Origin of the sequence: Lentzea sp. NPDC059081, from assembly GCF_042738015.1 — a bacterium.
GTDB lineage: Bacteria > Actinomycetota > Actinomycetes > Mycobacteriales > Pseudonocardiaceae > Lentzea.
The window spans coordinates 71,679-86,815 of the sequence record NZ_JBHYGW010000015.1; the positions used below are offsets into that span (position 1 = coordinate 71,679).

A 15,137-nucleotide genomic window follows, 5' to 3' on the forward strand; every position below is an offset into this window, starting at 1 on the left:
GGTGTCGGGCGGTGTCGTGCGGGTCGCGACTCTCGTGGGTGGTTGCCTTGCGTGGGGTGAGTCGCGACTCTCGCGGGTGGTTGCCTTGCGGGCGGCCGGCTTGCGTTGCGTGCTTCCCCTCAGGGGCTCTGCCCCCGAACCCCCGGCAATCTGATCGGGGGCTACCGCGCCCTCGGCGGGTTGATGGCACGCCTGTTGCTTTGGGCGGCTGCCTGTTTCGTTGTCGGTTGCGTTGCGACGGGACCCCACCGCGGGAGCTTGCGCTCAAAGACCTTGTGCTCGCCTTCGGCTTCGCTTGAGGATTCCTCGGCTTTGTCTCGAGCATTTGCGTTTGCGATCGAGTTGCGATGATGGTCATGTTGCAAGTTTTGTCGCACTCGAACGCGGGAAAAGTTCATACATGTCCAGATTACGTACAACCAGCGGCCGCGGCACGGCTTCCCGCGTGATCAGCGGCATCGGCGTTCTCTTCGCCTTCATCGAGATCCTGTACATCTTGATGGTCGTGCTCGGCGCGAACCCGGCGAACGCGTTCTTCGGCTTCATGAGGTCCCTCGCCGATCCCCTCGCCCTGTTCTTCCCCGGCCTGTTCCAGACGGGGAACTTCAACCTCGACGTCTTCCTCAACTACGGTCTGGCCGCCGTGTTCTGGCTGGTCGTGACCGGGATCCTCGCGCGGGCCGTGTCTCGCTACTGAGGAGTAGTACATTCCTGACCTATGCGTACGCGGGTGGTCGGGATAGCCGCTGGGATTGTCAGCTGGGTCGGCCTCGCGCTGGCGGTCGTGCTCGTCGTGCACGTCGTGCTCACCGTCGGCGGGGCCAACCCCGGCAACCCCATCACCAGCAATGTCCGAGCCGTTGCGGAGCCTCTTGCCCTCGCCTTCAGAGACCTGTTCAGTCCCGACGACCCCAAGCTGCGGACGATCGTGAACTTCGGCCTTGCCGCGTTGTTCTGGCTGGCCGTTCGAGCGATCGTCCTTAAGCTCGTTAGGCGTCTGAACTAGGTTCGGTCCCATGGCGCGCGACGACTTCTGCAACAGCTGCGGCACCCAGTACGCGGACACGGCCGGATACCCACGCAAGTGCGCGAGCTGTGCGCACATGGTGTGGGCCAATCCCTCGCCTGTCGTGGTCTTGTTGGTGCCCGTCAAGGACGGGCCCCGGACCGGTCTCCTCACCGTGCGTCGAGCCATTCCGCCGGTGGGGCAGCTGGCGTTCGTCAGCGGGTTCATGGAGCGGGGCGAGTCGTGGCAGGAGAGTGCCGCGCGCGAGCTCGAAGAAGAGGCGAACCTGCGCATCGAGCCCGGTGAGCTGCGGCCGTTGCACTTCGTTTCGACGCCGGACGGGGGGACGGTGCTGCTGTTCGCCACCGCTCCCGCCGTCAACGCCGAGGACATGCCTCCGTTCGTGCCCAACGAGGAGGCGTCCGAGCGGAGGGTCATCTTCGAGTGCGAGCCGTTGGCGTTCCCGCTGCACAACGAGGTCGCGACGAAGTACTTCTCAACCGAACAGTGACTGGCCCCAGGAGTCGGTGAAGACCGTCTCCGACAGCGGGTGCCGGACTCGTTCGCGCTGCTCACGGGCCTGGAGGTCCTCGGGGAGGTCCTCCAGCGCGCCCTGGTGCCCGACGGCCATCGCGACCAGCGGGCGGACGTCGGCCGGGATGTCGAAGGCCGTGCGGGCAGCCTCGGGGTCGAAGCCGCCCATCATGTGCGCGACCAGGCCCAGGTGGACCGCCTGCAGCGCGATGTTCTCCATCGCGAGGCCCAGGCCGAACTCGACGTTCGGGATGTCGCCGCGGTCGTCCTTCGTGATCACGCAGCCGATCAGCAGGACCGAGGCGCGGAAGGCCCAGGTCCTGTTGCCGCGGGTCAGGGTGTCGAAGATCTTGTCGAACGCCGGGGTGCCGCGCCTGCCCACCACGAAGCGGGCCGGCTGGCTGTTGCCGTGGGACGGGGCCCAGCGCGCCGCTTCCAGCAGCAGGCGCAGCTCGTCGTCGGAAACCGTTGCGTCAGCGGAGAAAGCGCGAGGGCTCCAGCGCTTCGAGATCAGCTCGTTCATCAGATCGCATACTGCCAAACGGCGAGGGAGTAGGCACCGAACCACGCGCTGAACAGCGTCGCCACGCCGAGCACGGTGAGGACCGTGGACAGCCGGCGGCGGGCCAGCACCAGTGCGAGCGGGACCAGCAGGGTGAAGGCCGGGAGCAGCAGGCGGGCCTTCGAGTTCATCAGGCCGTTCGAGCCGAGGTCCATCACCAGCACGCCGATGCCGTAGACGATCAGCGGCCACTCCAGGCGGCGCTGGAAGGCGTAGAAGACCAGCACGATCGCGAGCGCCAGCAGCCACACCGTGCCGGTCTCGAGGACCGAGCGCGGGTTGGCGAGGTGGCCGAGCGCGAACTCCCACGTCGCCGCGCCGCCGTCGAACTTCGAGCCCCAGCCGCGCTGCTGCACGCCGAACCAGCCCGACAGGTCGCCGGTGCGGGACGCGACCCAGGCCAGGTAGCCGAGCAGGCCGAGCGGGGCGACCGCGCCACCTGCCCAGGCCCGCCAGTCCCTGCGGTCGGCGATCACCGCCACCAGCGCGGCCAGGCCGACCGCCGCGATCAGGGCCGCCGCCGTGGGACGGACCAGGCCCGCCGCCGCGGTGCACACGCCCGCCAGGATCCAGCGCTTCTTCACCACGCCGACCAGCGCCCACGCGGCGAAGGCGCAGAACGTCGCCTCCGAGTAGGTCATCGACAGCACGACCGCCATCGGCGAGGCGGCGAACAGCGTCACCAGGATCAGGCCGGTCGGCACCGAGCCGTCGCGCACCGCGCGGCCGAGCACGAACAACCCGTAGGCGCAGAACAGACCGCTGATCAGGCTGACCGCGAACGCCGCGCCCACCACGTCCACGCCCGGCAGGCCGTCGACCCACCTGATCAGCGCGGGGTAGCCGGGGAAGAACGCCAGCGGGGTCTCCGCGCTGCGCCGGCCGGCCGCGTCGGTCAGGCGCTGCGGCACGTCGTCGTAGCCGCCCTGGGCGATGCCGAGGAACCACTCGCCGTCCCACGACTTGAGGTTGTCGACGGACGTGTCGGCCTTGCCGGTGGTCTTGTTCTGGAACTCGACGACCAGCTGCAGCACGAACAGGCCGACCTGCCGCACGACCAGGTAGATCAGCGCGGGTGCCGTCCAGAGCGCCGCCGGGTGTCTGAGCCACTCGGCCATCCGGGAGCGCGCACTGCTCTCATGCACGGCTGCTGGGGCCTCCACGACATCGGCGCTCGACGACACCCGGACAGCGTAGTCACGCGCATCACGGCTCCAGAGTCTCACCAGGTGGTCCGGGTAGGCTGCCTACGACGTGGGGTTTTAGTCGCGCGAAGGAGGTCAGGTCGGTGGCGCTCGTCGTCCAGAAGTACGGCGGTTCATCGGTTGGGAGTGCCGAGCGGATCAAACGCGTGGCCGAGCGCATCGTCGCGACCAAGAAAGCGGGCAACGACGTCGTCGTCGTGGTCTCCGCCATGGGCGACACGACCGATGAGCTGCTCGACCTCGCCCGCCAGGTCTCGCCGGTGCCGCCAGCCCGCGAGCTCGACATGCTCCTCACCTCCGGTGAGCGGATCTCGATGTCGCTGCTCGCGATGGCGATCAACTCGCTGGGTGCCGAGGCGCGCTCCTACACGGGCTCGCAGGCCGGCGTGATCACGACCTCGGTGCACGGCAAGGCCCGCATCATCGACGTGACGCCGAGCCGGATCCAGGACGCGACGTCCGAGGGGGCCATCGCGATCGTCGCGGGCTTCCAGGGCGTCTCCCAGGACTCCAAGGAGATCACCACGCTCGGCCGCGGCGGCAGCGACACCACGGCGGTGGCGCTCGCGGCGGCGACGAAGGCCGACGTGTGCGAGATCTACACCGACGTGGACGGCGTCTACACCGCCGACCCGCGCATCGTGCCGAACGCGAAGAAGCTCGACACGATCACCTACGAGGAAATGCTCGAGATGGCCGCCTGCGGCGCCAAGGTGCTGATGCTCCGCTGCGTGGAGTACGCCCGGCGCTACAACGTCCCCGTGCACGTCCGTTCGTCGTTCAGCAACAAGACCGGGACCATCGTGTCCGGTTCAGTGGAGGACCTTCCCGTGGAACAGGCGATGATCACCGGCGTCGCGCACGACCGGTCCGAAGCCAAAATCACCGTCACCGCAGTCCCCGACCACCCCGGCATCGCGGCCAAGATCTTCCGCGTCGTGGCGCAGGCGGAGCTCGACATCGACATGGTCGTGCAGAACGTGTCGCAGGCGGCGTCCGGCCGCACGGACATCACATTCACGCTGTCCAAGGACGACGGCCCGCGCGCCGTCGCGGCGCTGGAGAAGTCCCGCGGCGAGATCGGGTTCGACCAGGTGCTCTACGACGAGCACGTCGGCAAGGTGTCGCTGATCGGCGCGGGCATGCGCTCGCACCCCGGCGTCACGGCGACGTTCTGCGAGGCGCTGGCCACGGCCGGCGTCAACATCGACATCATCTCCACCTCGGAGATCCGCATCTCGGTCATCTGCCGCGACACCCAGCTCGACGACGCCGTGCGCGCCCTGCACGACGCGTTCGACCTGGGTTCCGACGAAGAGGCCGTCGTGTACGCGGGGACCGGCCGATGAGCGCCCCCGTGCTCGCGCTGGTCGGCGCGACCGGTGCCGTGGGCACCGTGATGATCGACATCATGAACACCCGCTCCGACTTCCCGTGGGGCGAGGTGCGGCTGATCGCCTCCGCGCGGTCGGCGGGAAAGAAGATCAACGTGCGCGGGCAGGACCTCACGGTCGTCGCGCTCTCGCCGGAGGCCTTCGACGGCGTCGACATCGCGATGTTCGACGTGCCGGACGAGATCTCCGCCGAGTGGGCGCCGATCGCCGCCGAACGCGGTGCCATCGCGATCGACAACTCCGGCGCGTTCCGGATGGACTCGGACGTGCCGCTGGTCGTGCCCGAGGTCAACGCGGACCAGATCGACAACCGCCCGCGCGGCATCATCGCGAACCCGAACTGCACGACGCTGTCGATGATGGCGGCGCTCGGTGCCCTGCACCGGGAGTTCGAGCTCGAGGAACTGGTCGTCGCGTCCTACCAGGCCGCGTCCGGCGCCGGTCAGTCCGGCATCGACCGCCTGTACGCCGAGATCGCCGCCCTCGCGGGCAAGGAGGCGGGCGTCGTCGCGGGTGACGTGGCCGAGGTGCTGGCCGCCGCCGGTCTGTCGGCCGACGACTCGCCGTTCCCGGCCCCGCTGGCGCTGAACGTGGTGCCGTGGGCCGGTTCGGTGAAGGAGGACGGCTGGTCGTCGGAGGAGCTGAAGGTCCGCAACGAGGCCCGCAAGATCCTCGGCATCCCGGACCTGAAGGTCTCCGCGACGTGCGTGCGCGTCCCGGTGGTCACGACCCACTCGCTGTCCGTCCACGCGAAGTTCGCGCGCGAGGTCACCGTCGAGGCCGCGCACAAGATCTTCGAGGAGCAGCCGACCATCGTCCTCATCGACGACCCGGCCGCGAAGAAGTTCCCGACGCCCGCCGACGTGGTGGGCGGCGACCCGACGTACGTGGGCCGGGTGCGCCAGGCGCTCGACTTCCCGAACACGCTCGACTTCTTCGTGTGCGGCGACAACCTGCGCAAGGGTGCCGCGCTGAACACCTACGAGGTCGCGGAAGAGCTCGCGAAGCGCCTCTGAACGACCTGAGAGGAAGGCCCCTGTCGTGCGAACGGCAGGGGCCTTCTCTCTCCTAGGCTGGGCGGCATGGCGGAGAGCGACGATCAGTACGACGCCCTGGGCGCGATCTACGAACGTGCCAAGTACATCCCCACCGGACTGGCCGAGCGCGCCACGCTGCTCTCCGCGGTCGGCGACCTGCGCGGCAAGTCCGTGCTGGACGTGGCGTGCGGGACCGGCTTCTACGCCCGCCTCTTCCACGACCTCGGCGCGACGAGGGTGGTCGGCGTCGACTCGGCCGGCGAGATGATCGGGTACGCGCGGCACGTCGAGGAACGCGACCCGCGCGGCATCACCTTCGAGCAGCACGACGCGACGGAGCTGCCCGTGCTCGGCGAGTTCGACGTCGTCACGGCCGTGTGGCTGCTCGGGTACGCGGACGACGTGCCGGCGCTCGACGTCATGATCGGCAACCTGACGGCCAACCTCGCTCCCGGCGGCCGGCTCGTCGTGCTGGTGCCGAACCCCGACGCCGACTGGGACCTGCTCGCCCGGTACGGCCGCTACGGCTACGAGATCATCCGCACCGGGCCGCTCGACGTGAAGCAGCCGGTCACCGTGCACGTGCTCGGCGACCCGCCGTTCGACTTCGACTCGTTCTACTGGGAGCGCGGCGTGTTCGACGGGGCGTTGACCCGTGCCGGGCTCGTCGACGTGACGCACCAGCCGTCCGTGACGCCGGACGACGACCGCGGCGAGGAGTTCTGGGGCCCGCTGCGCAAGTCGCCGAGCTTCGCCGTCTTCACCGGGCTGAGGAGCGAGTCGTGATCGTTCTGGCGGTGGACCTCGGCACGACGGCGACCAAGGTCGTCGCGGTGGACGCGCAGGCCCGCGTCGTGGCCTCGACCGAACGCGGCTATCCCATGCGCACCAGCGGGTTGGAGGCCACGCACGACCCGAAGCAGGTGCTCGACGCCGCGCTCGACGCGATCCGCGAGCTCGCGTCCGAGGACGTGCGGGCGATCGCGCTGACCGGTGCCATGCACTCGATCATGGGCCTGGACGCGTCGCTGTCCCCGGTCACGGACGCGTTGAGCTGGGCCGACAACCGCGCGGTCGAGCAGACGGAACGCCTGCGCGGCACCGAGGAGGGCCGCGCGCTGCACCAGGCGACCGGTGCGCCGATCCACTCGTTCACGCCGCTGATGAAGCTCGCGTGGTTCCACGAGAACGGCGTCACCGCCGCGAAGTGGTGCGAGATCAAGGACTTCGTCCACCTCCACCTCACCGGCGTGCTGGTCAACGAGCACTCGTCCGGCTCCGGCACCGGCCTGATGAACATCCACACGCTGCGGTGGCACGAGCCGTCGCTCGAGTTCGCCGGGGTCACCGCGGACCAGCTGCCGCCGCTCGTCGAACCCACCCACTCGACGCCGCTCACCGCCGTGATCCCCGGCCTGCGCCCCGGCATCCCGGTGGTCGTCGGCGGCGGTGACGGGCCGCTCGGCAACCTCGGCGTCGGCGCGGCCACCCCGGGAGCCGGCGCGGTGTCGCTCGGCACGTCGGGCGCGCTTCGCGTGGCACAACAGGGGCCCGGCGTCGACGAGGAGGGCCGGACGTTCAGCTACGCCATCGGCGAGGGCCTCTGGGTCCGCGGTGGCGCGATCAGCAACGGCGGCGTGGTCGCGCAGTGGGCCGCGGAGACGTTCGGCATCGAGGTCGGTGACCTGCTCGACCAGGCGTCGAAGGTCGACTCCGACGGGCTCGTCGCGCTGCCGTACCTGCTGGGCGAACGAGCGCCGTGGTGGGACCCGACGGCACACGCCGCACTGCTCGGTCTACGGCGCGAACACACCCCTCAGCAGATCACCAAGGCGTTGGTCGAGGGTGTGTGTCAGCAGCTGGCGCTGGTGTTGGAGGCCGTGCCGAACGTCGAGTCGTTGCGGATCACCGGCGGAGCGTTCCGCGCGCCGATCTGGGCGCAGACGCTGGCCAACACCCTCGGCATGCCGTTGCACCTCACCGAGGACAGCGGCGGTTCGGCGGTGGGCGCGGCGCTGCTGGCGTGGCGGGCGCTGGACGAGATCCCGAACCTGACGGTCGACCTCGTGCGGCCGACGAAGACCATCGAGCCGGACGAGGACGCCATCGCGAGGTACGCGAAGGCACGGCCGTTCGTCGCGAAGGCCTACCGGGCGCTCGAAGACCTGTACGCCGAATCACGTCGTTAGCAAAGAAAACCTTTTGCCGGACGGGCGAGGATGACCCTGTGGACCTCGCCCCGTTCAAACACGTCCTGGTGCAACCCGGAGTGCGTCCGCTGACGTTGCTGATGTTCTTCGCCAGGATGCCGCAGGCGGCGACCGGGGTGATCCTGACGCTGCACGTCGCCGTCACGCTGGACCGCGGCTACGGCGCCGCGGGGCTGGTCGGCGCGGCGGGCACGATCGGCATGGGCCTCGGCGCGCCGCTGATGGGCAGGCTCGTGGACGAACGCGGCCTGCGGCCGGTGCTGGCCGTGGGAGTCACGGCGTCGGCGGTGTTCTGGCTCACCGCGCCGCTGATGGACTACTGGACGTTGCTCGGGACGTCGTTCCTGGTGGGGCTGGCCGGCGTGCCGATGATGCCGATCGGTCGCCAGGTGATCACCGCCCTCGTGCCGGAGAGCGGACGCCGGGCGGCGTTGTCGGTCGACTCGATCTCCGTCGAGCTGTCGTTCATGGCCGGGCCCGCTCTCGCCGTGCTCGTCGCCACGAGATTCTCCACGAACGCCGCGCTGCCGCTCGTCGGCCTGGTGCTCCTGGTCACGGGCGTGGTGCTGTACTGGGCGAACCCGCCGACGATCCACCGGGACGAGGTCGTCGACGGGCCGAAGCCCGAGATCGCCGAGTGGATGAGCAGGCGGATCCTCGGCGTGCTGGTCGTGTGCGCCGGCGCGAAGGTGTGCATCGTGGGCATGGAGCTCTCGGCCATCGCGTCGCTGGAGCACATCGGGGAGCAGAACTGGCTCGGCCTGGTGTTCTTCGCGATGTGCGCGGCGTCGATCGTGGGCGGTCTGGTCTACGGAGGTGTGCAGCGAGTGCCCAGCGTGGTGATGTTGCTGGCGCTCATGGCGGTGCTGGAGGTTCCGATCGGTCTGGGCGACGGCAACGTGCTGCTGCTGTGTCTGCTGCTCGTGCCGGCGAGCCTCATGTGCGCGCCGCTGGTCTCCGCCTCCGGCGAGCACATCAGCAGACTCGCCCCGCCTTCCGTCCGCGGCCTCGCGCTCGGCTTGCAGGGATCGGCGTTCACCCTCGGCGGCGCGATCGGTGCTCCTGTCGCCGGTGTGGTGATCGACGGCGGCGGCGCTCCGGCCGGCTTCGCCGTCGCCGGTGGCATCGGGCTGGTGGTGGCGGCCGCCGCCTGGGTGCTGGCGCGCAAACCGGTTGCCACTCGGGTGACGATGGCCCCGTGAACTTCGCCCCGTTCCGGAGTGTCCTGACGCTGCCCGGCGTCCGGCCCCTGATGCTGCTGATGCTCTTCGCCCGGATCCCTCCGACGGCGGCGGGCGTCACGGTGACGCTGCACGTCGTCACCACGCTCGACGAGGGCTACGCGGCGGCCGGCACGGTCGGGTTCGCGACCATGATCGGTCTGGGCCTCGGGTCACCGCTGATGGGCAAGCTCGTCGACAGCAAGGGCTTGCGGTTCGTGCTGGCCCTGAGCCTGCTCGAAGGCCTGTTCTGGGTGACCGCGCCGCTGATGGACTACTACGTCCTGCTGGTGCTCGCGTTCGCCAACGGGCTGGTGGCGGTGCCGATGATGTCGATCGGCCGGCAGGCGTTGACCGCGCTGGTGCCCGAACCCCACCGGCGCCCGGCGTTCTCGCTCGACTCCATCTCGGTCGAGCTGTCCTTCATGGTCGGACCCGCCGCGGGTGTGGCCATCGCGACGAAGTTCTCGACCGGCACGGCGCTGGTCACCATCGGCGTGGCGATCCTGGCGGCGAGCGCGGTGCTGTTCGCCGTGAACCCGGTGCTGGTGCACGAGGACGAGGTCGTCGACGGACCGCCGCCGAAGGTCCGGCAGTGGCTGCGCGGACCGGTGCTCGCTGCGTTGATCATCCCGTTCGGGGCGACGATGACGTTGTCCGGCATGGAGATCGCGTCCATCGCCTCGCTGGAGCAGGCGGGCAAGCAGAGCTGGCTGGGCCTGGTCTTCGTGGTGATGTGCGCCGCGTCGGCCACCGGCGGGCTCGTCTACGGCAGCATCAAACGGGTGCCCAGCGGGGTGGTCCTGCTGGCCTGCATGGCGTTGCTGGAGATCCCGGTCGGACTGGGCGACGGCAGCGTGCTGCTGCTGGCGCTCGCGCTCATCCCGATGAACCTGGTGTGCGCACCGACCATCACGGCCTCGACCGAGCTGATCAGCAGGCACGCGCCGCCGACGGCCCGCGGTCTCGCGCTCGGGCTGCAGGGCTCGGCGTTCACGTTCGGCGTCGCGGCGGGCCAGCCGCTCGCGGGGGTCGCCGTGGACCACAGCGGACCCCCGCTCGGCTTCGTCGTCGCCGGACTGGCCGGACTGCTCGTCGCCGGGCTGGGCTGGGTGTTCAGCCGCCAGCGTCAGGCTGTCTCGGCCACGTCCTGAGCGGAGTTGGCCAGCGCGAGGCCGGTCCGCAGGGCACCCACCGCCTCGGACACGGCCTCGCGGAAGATCCCGCCGATGCCGAGCACGTTGGCGAAGCCGTGGAACAGGCCCTCGTGGCGGCGCAGCACGACCGGCACGCCCTCGGCTGCCAGGCGTTCGGCGAAGGCCTCGCCCTCGTCGCGCAACGGGTCGTAGCCCGCGGTCGCGACGTAGGTCGGCGGCAGGCCCGAGAGGTCCTCGGCCAGCATGATCGACAGCCGCGGGTCGTGCCGGTCCTTGCCGCCCTCGGTGTACTGGTCGAGGAACCAGTCCATCTTCTCGTCGGTCAGGAAGAACCCGTTGCCGAAGATCTCCCGCGACCGGCGGCGCACCGACGCGTCCACGCCGGGATAGAAGAGCAGCAGGAACGCGAGGTCGATCTCGGCGCCGTGCGCGGTGACGGCGGCCAGGTTGCCGCCCGCGCTGTCGCCGCCGAGCGCGATCCGCTTCGGGTCGATGCCCAGGTCCTCCGCCTTCGCGATGGCGTAGCGCAGCACCTCGGCGGCGTCGTCGGCCGCGGCCGGGAACGGTGCCTCCGGCGCGAGCCGGTAGTCGGCCGCGAGCACCCGCACGCCGGCCTCCTTCGCGAGGAACCGGCACAGGTTGTCGTGGCTGTCGAGGCTTCCGGTCACCCAGCCGCCGCCGTGGTAGAAGATCAACAAAGCCGAGCCGGGCGCGAGGCCGTCCGGCGTGTAGAGACGGCCGGCGAACTCCCCGATCGTGAGCTCCCGCGCACCCACCCCGGTGATCTTCGGACCCGAGACGAGCCTCGAACTCAACTCCAGGTCCAGTCGGCTCTCGGATGCTGTCTTCGTGCGCCAGTCCGTCCCGGACAGCTGCTGGAGCCTCAGCAGGAGCTGCGCCTCCGGGTGCAGGTCCTGGCCGTCCAGGCGGATGGGCGTACCGGCGATGAGACGACGCACGGGGCCGGGGAGACCGAACGCGAAGCGCAGAGCACCGGCCAGCACGGCCGCCTGGAAGTTCGACATGTGGTGAAGGTTACTCGCGAGTAGTGCTGGATCTCCAGGTATCTGGAGGTGGAAGGATCGTTGGTATGACGGTGACGGTGGTGGGCATCGGGGGCTCGATCAGGTCCGACTCGCAGTCCGAACGGGCGCTGCGGGTGGCTCTGGAGGGTGCCCGCGAGCTCGGTGCGCAGACGATCCAGTACAGCGGACCCGACCTGGTGCTGCCGTTCTACGACCCGTCGGTGCCCGACCGCACGGACGTGGCCATGCGGATGGTCGAGGACCTGCGCAGGGCCGACGGCGTGATCGTCGTGTCGCCGGGCTATCACGGCACGGTGTCCGGTCTGGTCAAGAACGCCCTCGACTACATCGAGGACCTCCGCGACGACGACCGCCCGTACCTCGACGGCCGCGCGATCGGCACGATCACCGCCGCGTACGGCTGGCAGGCCGCGGTGAACACGCTCGCGGCTGTTCGTTCGATCGTGCACGCGCTGCGCGGCTGGCCCACGCCGTTGGGTGCCGCGATCAACTCCGCGCAGGTCAAGTTCGACGGCGACGGTGCCTGCTCGGACGCCGACGTCGACAGGAACCTGCGGGTGATCGGGCGCCAGGTCGTCGAGTTCGCGCTGAGCCAGGCCGCCCGTCCCGACGTGAGCTGAGTCACGACGGGGCATTTAAATCGTGCACGATGCGTTCTTCTCGGTGACAGGGTCATCTACTTGAGGAGAGCGGAATGGAAGCGCTGTACACGGCTGAGGCGACTGCTTACGGCGAAGGCCGCAACGGCGAGGTGCGTTCCTCCGACGGTGTGATCGACGAGGTGCTGTCGGTCCCGAAGGAGATGGGCGGCCCCGGCGGTGACGCGACCAACCCCGAGCAGCTCTTCGCGGCCGGGTACTCGGCCTGCTTCAACTCCGCCATCGCCGCCGTCGCCCGCGCCGGGAAGATTCAAGTTGCGTCTTCCGAGGTAACCGCCAAGGTGGGGATCGGATCCAACGGGGCAGGCGGCTTCCAGCTCGCCGTCGAGCTCGCGGTGAAGATCCCCGGACTCGACCAGGCGGTCGCGGAGAAGCTCGTCGAGCAGGCCCACCAGGTCTGCCCGTACTCCAACGCGACGCGCGGCAACATCGAGGTGACGCTCACCGTCACCGTCTAAGGGAGGCGCGTTCACAATGGCCAAGAACCCGATCACCAGCCCGCTGTCCGACGGCGACCGCGACGCGGTCGGAACCGTGCTGCAGGCGACGCTGGTCGACCTGGTCGACCTGTCCCTGATCGGGAAGCAGGCGCACTGGAACGTGATCGGCAAGAACTTCCGCAGCGTCCACCTCCAGCTCGACGAACTGGTCGTCCTGGCGCGCAACGCCGCCGACCAGGTCGCCGAGCGGGCGGCCGCTCTCGGTGTCACGCCCAACGGCACGGCGAAGACCATCGCCGCGTCGACCGGCCTGCCCGAGATCGAGACCGGCTGGCTGAAGGAGGACCAGGTCGTCACGTCGATCACGACGTCGCTGGCTTCGCTGATCTCGCGGATGCGTGCGCGCATCGACGAGACCGACAAGCCGGACCTCGTGACCCAGGACCTGCTGATCGGCATCACGCAGGAGCTGGAGCAGGCGCACTGGATGTGGCAGGCCCAGTCGGCCTGACCGGTTCGAGAACGACGGATGGCCCGCTCCCCCCGTGGAGCGGGCCTCGTCGTGTCCAGTGCGGTGACCACAATCCTCACCGGGTTCTGCGGGGCCCAGGTGGACGCCTCGCGGCACCTCCCCCACGCCCCCGTACAACCAGTACGAGGACGTGGGGGAGGCACCACGATGCGTCGCCCTGGACCGCGCACAACCCGGCAAGGGTTCGTGGTCACCGCACTAGAGACCGAGGTGGCGTCGAGCGAAGTCCACTTCGGCCGCCGTCTGCACCATCGTCTCGGCGACGACCAACGAGCCGTGGCCGGCGTCGTAGCGGTACATCTCGTACGTGTGCCCGCGGGCCGCGAGCGCGTCGAGGTAGTTGTCGATCTGCCGGATCGGGCAGCGCGGGTCGTTCTCGCCCGCGAGGATGAGCACCGGAGCGGTGACCTGGTCGACGTACGTCAGCGGCGAGCACTCCTTGTAGAGCTCGGGGAGCTCTTCGGGTGAGCCGCCGAACAACGCCCGGTCGAACGCCCGCAGCGGTTCCATCTCGTCCTCGTAGGCGGCGAAGTAGTCCGCCACCGGGACCCCCGCGACGCCGACGGCCCAGCGCTCCGGTTGCGTGCCGATGCCGAGCAGGGTCAGGTAGCCGCCCCACGACGCGCCGTTCAGGACCGACCTGGCGGGGTCGGTGAGCCCGGACTCGACCGCCCAGTCGTGCACGGCGGCGATGTCCTCGAGCTCGGTGAGCCCCGGCCTGCCCTCGATGGCGTCGCGCCACTTCGAGCCGTAACCGCTGGAACCGCGGTAGTTGACGTGCACCGTGGCGAACCCGGCGTCCAGCCACACCGCGCGGTAGGCGGAGAAGCGGTCCTCGTCGGAGGAGTGCGGGCCGCCGTGGATCAGGAAGACCGTCGGGAACGGGCCCTCGCCGTCGGGCTTGGAGACCAGCGCGTGCACGTCGCCGACGAAGACGTCCTCGAGCTTGCGCGACGTCGCGGGCTTCGCGCCCTGCGGCTCGACCAGCACGCTCTCGGTGCCGTCGGTGGCCAGCGCGCGGATCACCGTGGACTTCTCGGCGGACGACCACGAGTACTCGATCGTGCCGTCCGGCCGCACGCCCGCCGACCCGATCACGCCGGGCGCGGTGTCCAGCGTGGACAGCTCGCCGCTCGCGAGGTCGTAGCGGTGCACGGTGTTGCGGCCGTGGTGGGTGTGCACGATCAGCAACGCCGACGCGTCCGGGTACCAGTCGGCGGCCACCTCACCCGGCAGGTCCAGCACGATCTCGGACTCGGTGTCCGCGGCGACGTCCCAGATCAGCAGCTCCTCGCGGCCGCGGCGCTCGTGCAGCACCAGCAGCCGCTGGTCCCCGCGCACCGGGCTGAACGAGATGGCGTCGAGGCCCTTGCCCTTGCCGTCCCACTTCTCGGCCTTGGTGTCCCCGGTCGCGGCGTCGAGCACGCGCAGCGCCATGTGCCGGTTGTCGCCGTGCTCGGAGTGCGCGATCCCGACCAGCGACTCGTCCTTGGACATCGAGGACACGCCGGCGTCGTTGACGTGCTGGTAGATCACCTCGGACCGGCCGCCGCGCGACAGCCAGACCGTGGTGCCGTCGTCGGTGGACGCGGCCACGGCCGTGACGGTCGGCCCGATCTCCAGGCCTGCCGGGTAGCCGGCCGTCACGTCGGGCAGCGCGGGCTCGGCCTTGCTGCCGTCCGCGGTGAACGGCTCGCGCACCCAGACGCCGAACTCGTCGCCGTCGTGGTCGTCGAACCACCAGATCTCGGTGCCGTCGGGGTTCAACGTGCCGTGCGACGTGCCGTTGGGGCGGTCGGTGACCCGGCGGTGCTCGTCGGTGGCCCGGTCCCAGGCGTAGATCTCCCAGACCCCGCTCGCGTTGGAGACGTACAGCGTCCGGTCCGGTGCGTCGTCGGCCCAGCCGGGCAGGCTCATCCGGGGAGCGGTGAACCGCTCGCGCCAGCGGGTCTCGGCGGCCGGGTCGTCGAAGAGCTGGTCCGGAACGGTGGGAGAGGGGTGCGTCGTCACCCTTCAACACTAGAGTCCGAAGTCCGGGCCATGGGGATTTGCGGGTTGACACCGGCGTCACGACGACAACGGGTCAGCTGTTCCCCGGCTTCCCGAGCACACGTCGAAACAGACCTGCACAGTCG

Annotated in this window: 16 protein-coding genes; 12 read left to right on the plus strand and 4 right to left on the minus strand. The window is 69.9% G+C overall.

Annotated elements, in window-relative coordinates; all coding sequences use genetic code 11:
• Positions 1-400 precede the first annotated feature (400 nt).
• The 3 genes from ACFWV3_RS28590 to ACFWV3_RS28600 are packed head-to-tail and all read left to right on the plus strand — an operon-like array spanning position 401 to position 1,517.
• Positions 401-697 carry a hypothetical protein gene (locus ACFWV3_RS28590; protein ID WP_382415481.1) on the plus strand — a complete coding sequence of 99 codons (297 nt, stop codon included), beginning with the start codon at positions 401-403 and terminating at the stop codon, positions 695-697.
• Positions 698-718: 21 nt separating this feature from the next.
• A complete protein-coding gene (locus ACFWV3_RS28595; RefSeq protein WP_382415483.1) occupies positions 719-1,006 on the plus strand; it encodes a hypothetical protein in 288 nt (95 codons plus the stop codon).
• A 10-nt stretch (positions 1,007-1,016) separates the two neighbouring features.
• Entirely contained in the window at positions 1,017-1,517 is a 501-nt protein-coding gene (locus ACFWV3_RS28600; protein ID WP_382415485.1) for an NUDIX domain-containing protein, read from the plus strand.
• Here ACFWV3_RS28600 and ACFWV3_RS28605 read toward each other — a convergent pair.
• Both ACFWV3_RS28605 and ACFWV3_RS28610 read right to left on the minus strand, forming a co-directional pair.
• On the minus strand, positions 1,503-2,063 hold the full coding sequence (locus tag ACFWV3_RS28605; protein WP_382415486.1) for a nitroreductase family protein: 561 nt from the start codon (positions 2,061-2,063) through the stop codon (positions 1,503-1,505). The genes ACFWV3_RS28600 and ACFWV3_RS28605 overlap by 15 nt on opposite strands.
• Positions 2,063-3,286 carry a hypothetical protein gene (locus ACFWV3_RS28610; protein ID WP_382415488.1) on the minus strand — a complete coding sequence of 408 codons (1,224 nt, stop codon included), beginning with the start codon at positions 3,284-3,286 and terminating at the stop codon, positions 2,063-2,065. The genes ACFWV3_RS28605 and ACFWV3_RS28610 overlap by 1 nt, the downstream gene beginning before the upstream one ends.
• 104 nt (positions 3,287-3,390) lie before the next feature.
• On the opposite strand from ACFWV3_RS28610, the gene ACFWV3_RS28615 reads away from it, so the two are divergent.
• From ACFWV3_RS28615 to ACFWV3_RS28640, 6 genes are all read left to right on the plus strand, one after another.
• Complete coding sequence (locus ACFWV3_RS28615; RefSeq protein ID WP_382415490.1) at positions 3,391-4,656, plus strand: aspartate kinase; 1,266 nt, start codon at positions 3,391-3,393, stop codon at positions 4,654-4,656.
• Positions 4,653-5,717, plus strand: coding sequence for an aspartate-semialdehyde dehydrogenase (locus tag ACFWV3_RS28620; protein WP_382415492.1), 1,065 nt, complete (start codon positions 4,653-4,655; stop codon positions 5,715-5,717). Before ACFWV3_RS28615 ends, ACFWV3_RS28620 begins: the two co-directional genes overlap by 4 nt.
• Positions 5,718-5,783: 66 nt before the next feature.
• A complete protein-coding gene (locus ACFWV3_RS28625) occupies positions 5,784-6,524 on the plus strand; it encodes a class I SAM-dependent methyltransferase (protein WP_382415494.1) in 741 nt (246 codons plus the stop codon).
• The gene (locus ACFWV3_RS28630) at positions 6,521-7,927 is read left to right on the plus strand and encodes a gluconokinase (RefSeq protein ID WP_382415496.1); all 1,407 of its coding nucleotides are present in this window, start codon (positions 6,521-6,523) and stop codon (positions 7,925-7,927) included. The genes ACFWV3_RS28625 and ACFWV3_RS28630 overlap by 4 nt, the downstream gene beginning before the upstream one ends.
• Before the next feature lie 38 nt (positions 7,928-7,965).
• Positions 7,966-9,150, plus strand: coding sequence for an MFS transporter (locus ACFWV3_RS28635; RefSeq protein WP_382415498.1), 1,185 nt, complete (start codon positions 7,966-7,968; stop codon positions 9,148-9,150).
• Entirely contained in the window at positions 9,147-10,322 is a 1,176-nt protein-coding gene (locus ACFWV3_RS28640; protein ID WP_382415500.1) for an MFS transporter, read from the plus strand. Before ACFWV3_RS28635 ends, ACFWV3_RS28640 begins: the two co-directional genes overlap by 4 nt.
• On the opposite strand, the gene ACFWV3_RS28645 is transcribed toward ACFWV3_RS28640, so the two are convergent.
• Positions 10,298-11,350: an alpha/beta hydrolase gene (locus ACFWV3_RS28645; protein WP_382415502.1), complete on the minus strand. Its 1,053-nt coding sequence runs from the start codon at positions 11,348-11,350 to the stop codon at positions 10,298-10,300. The genes ACFWV3_RS28640 and ACFWV3_RS28645 overlap by 25 nt on opposite strands.
• 65 nt (positions 11,351-11,415) lie before the next feature.
• Between ACFWV3_RS28645 and ACFWV3_RS28650 the strand changes: the two genes are divergently transcribed.
• From ACFWV3_RS28650 to ACFWV3_RS28660, 3 genes are all read left to right on the plus strand, one after another.
• Complete coding sequence (locus ACFWV3_RS28650; RefSeq protein WP_382415504.1) at positions 11,416-11,991, plus strand: NADPH-dependent FMN reductase; 576 nt, start codon at positions 11,416-11,418, stop codon at positions 11,989-11,991.
• Positions 11,992-12,065: 74 nt separating this feature from the next.
• Complete coding sequence (locus ACFWV3_RS28655) at positions 12,066-12,488, plus strand: organic hydroperoxide resistance protein (protein ID WP_382415506.1); 423 nt, start codon at positions 12,066-12,068, stop codon at positions 12,486-12,488.
• Between the two features lie 16 nt (positions 12,489-12,504).
• Positions 12,505-12,981 (plus strand): Dps family protein, encoded by a 477-nt coding sequence (locus tag ACFWV3_RS28660; RefSeq protein ID WP_382415508.1) that lies wholly within the window; start codon positions 12,505-12,507, stop codon positions 12,979-12,981.
• 219 nt (positions 12,982-13,200) lie between these two features.
• Here ACFWV3_RS28660 and ACFWV3_RS28665 read toward each other — a convergent pair whose 3' ends face one another.
• Complete coding sequence (locus ACFWV3_RS28665) at positions 13,201-15,012, minus strand: S9 family peptidase (protein ID WP_382415510.1); 1,812 nt, start codon at positions 15,010-15,012, stop codon at positions 13,201-13,203.
• Between the last annotated feature and the right edge of the window lie 125 nt (positions 15,013-15,137).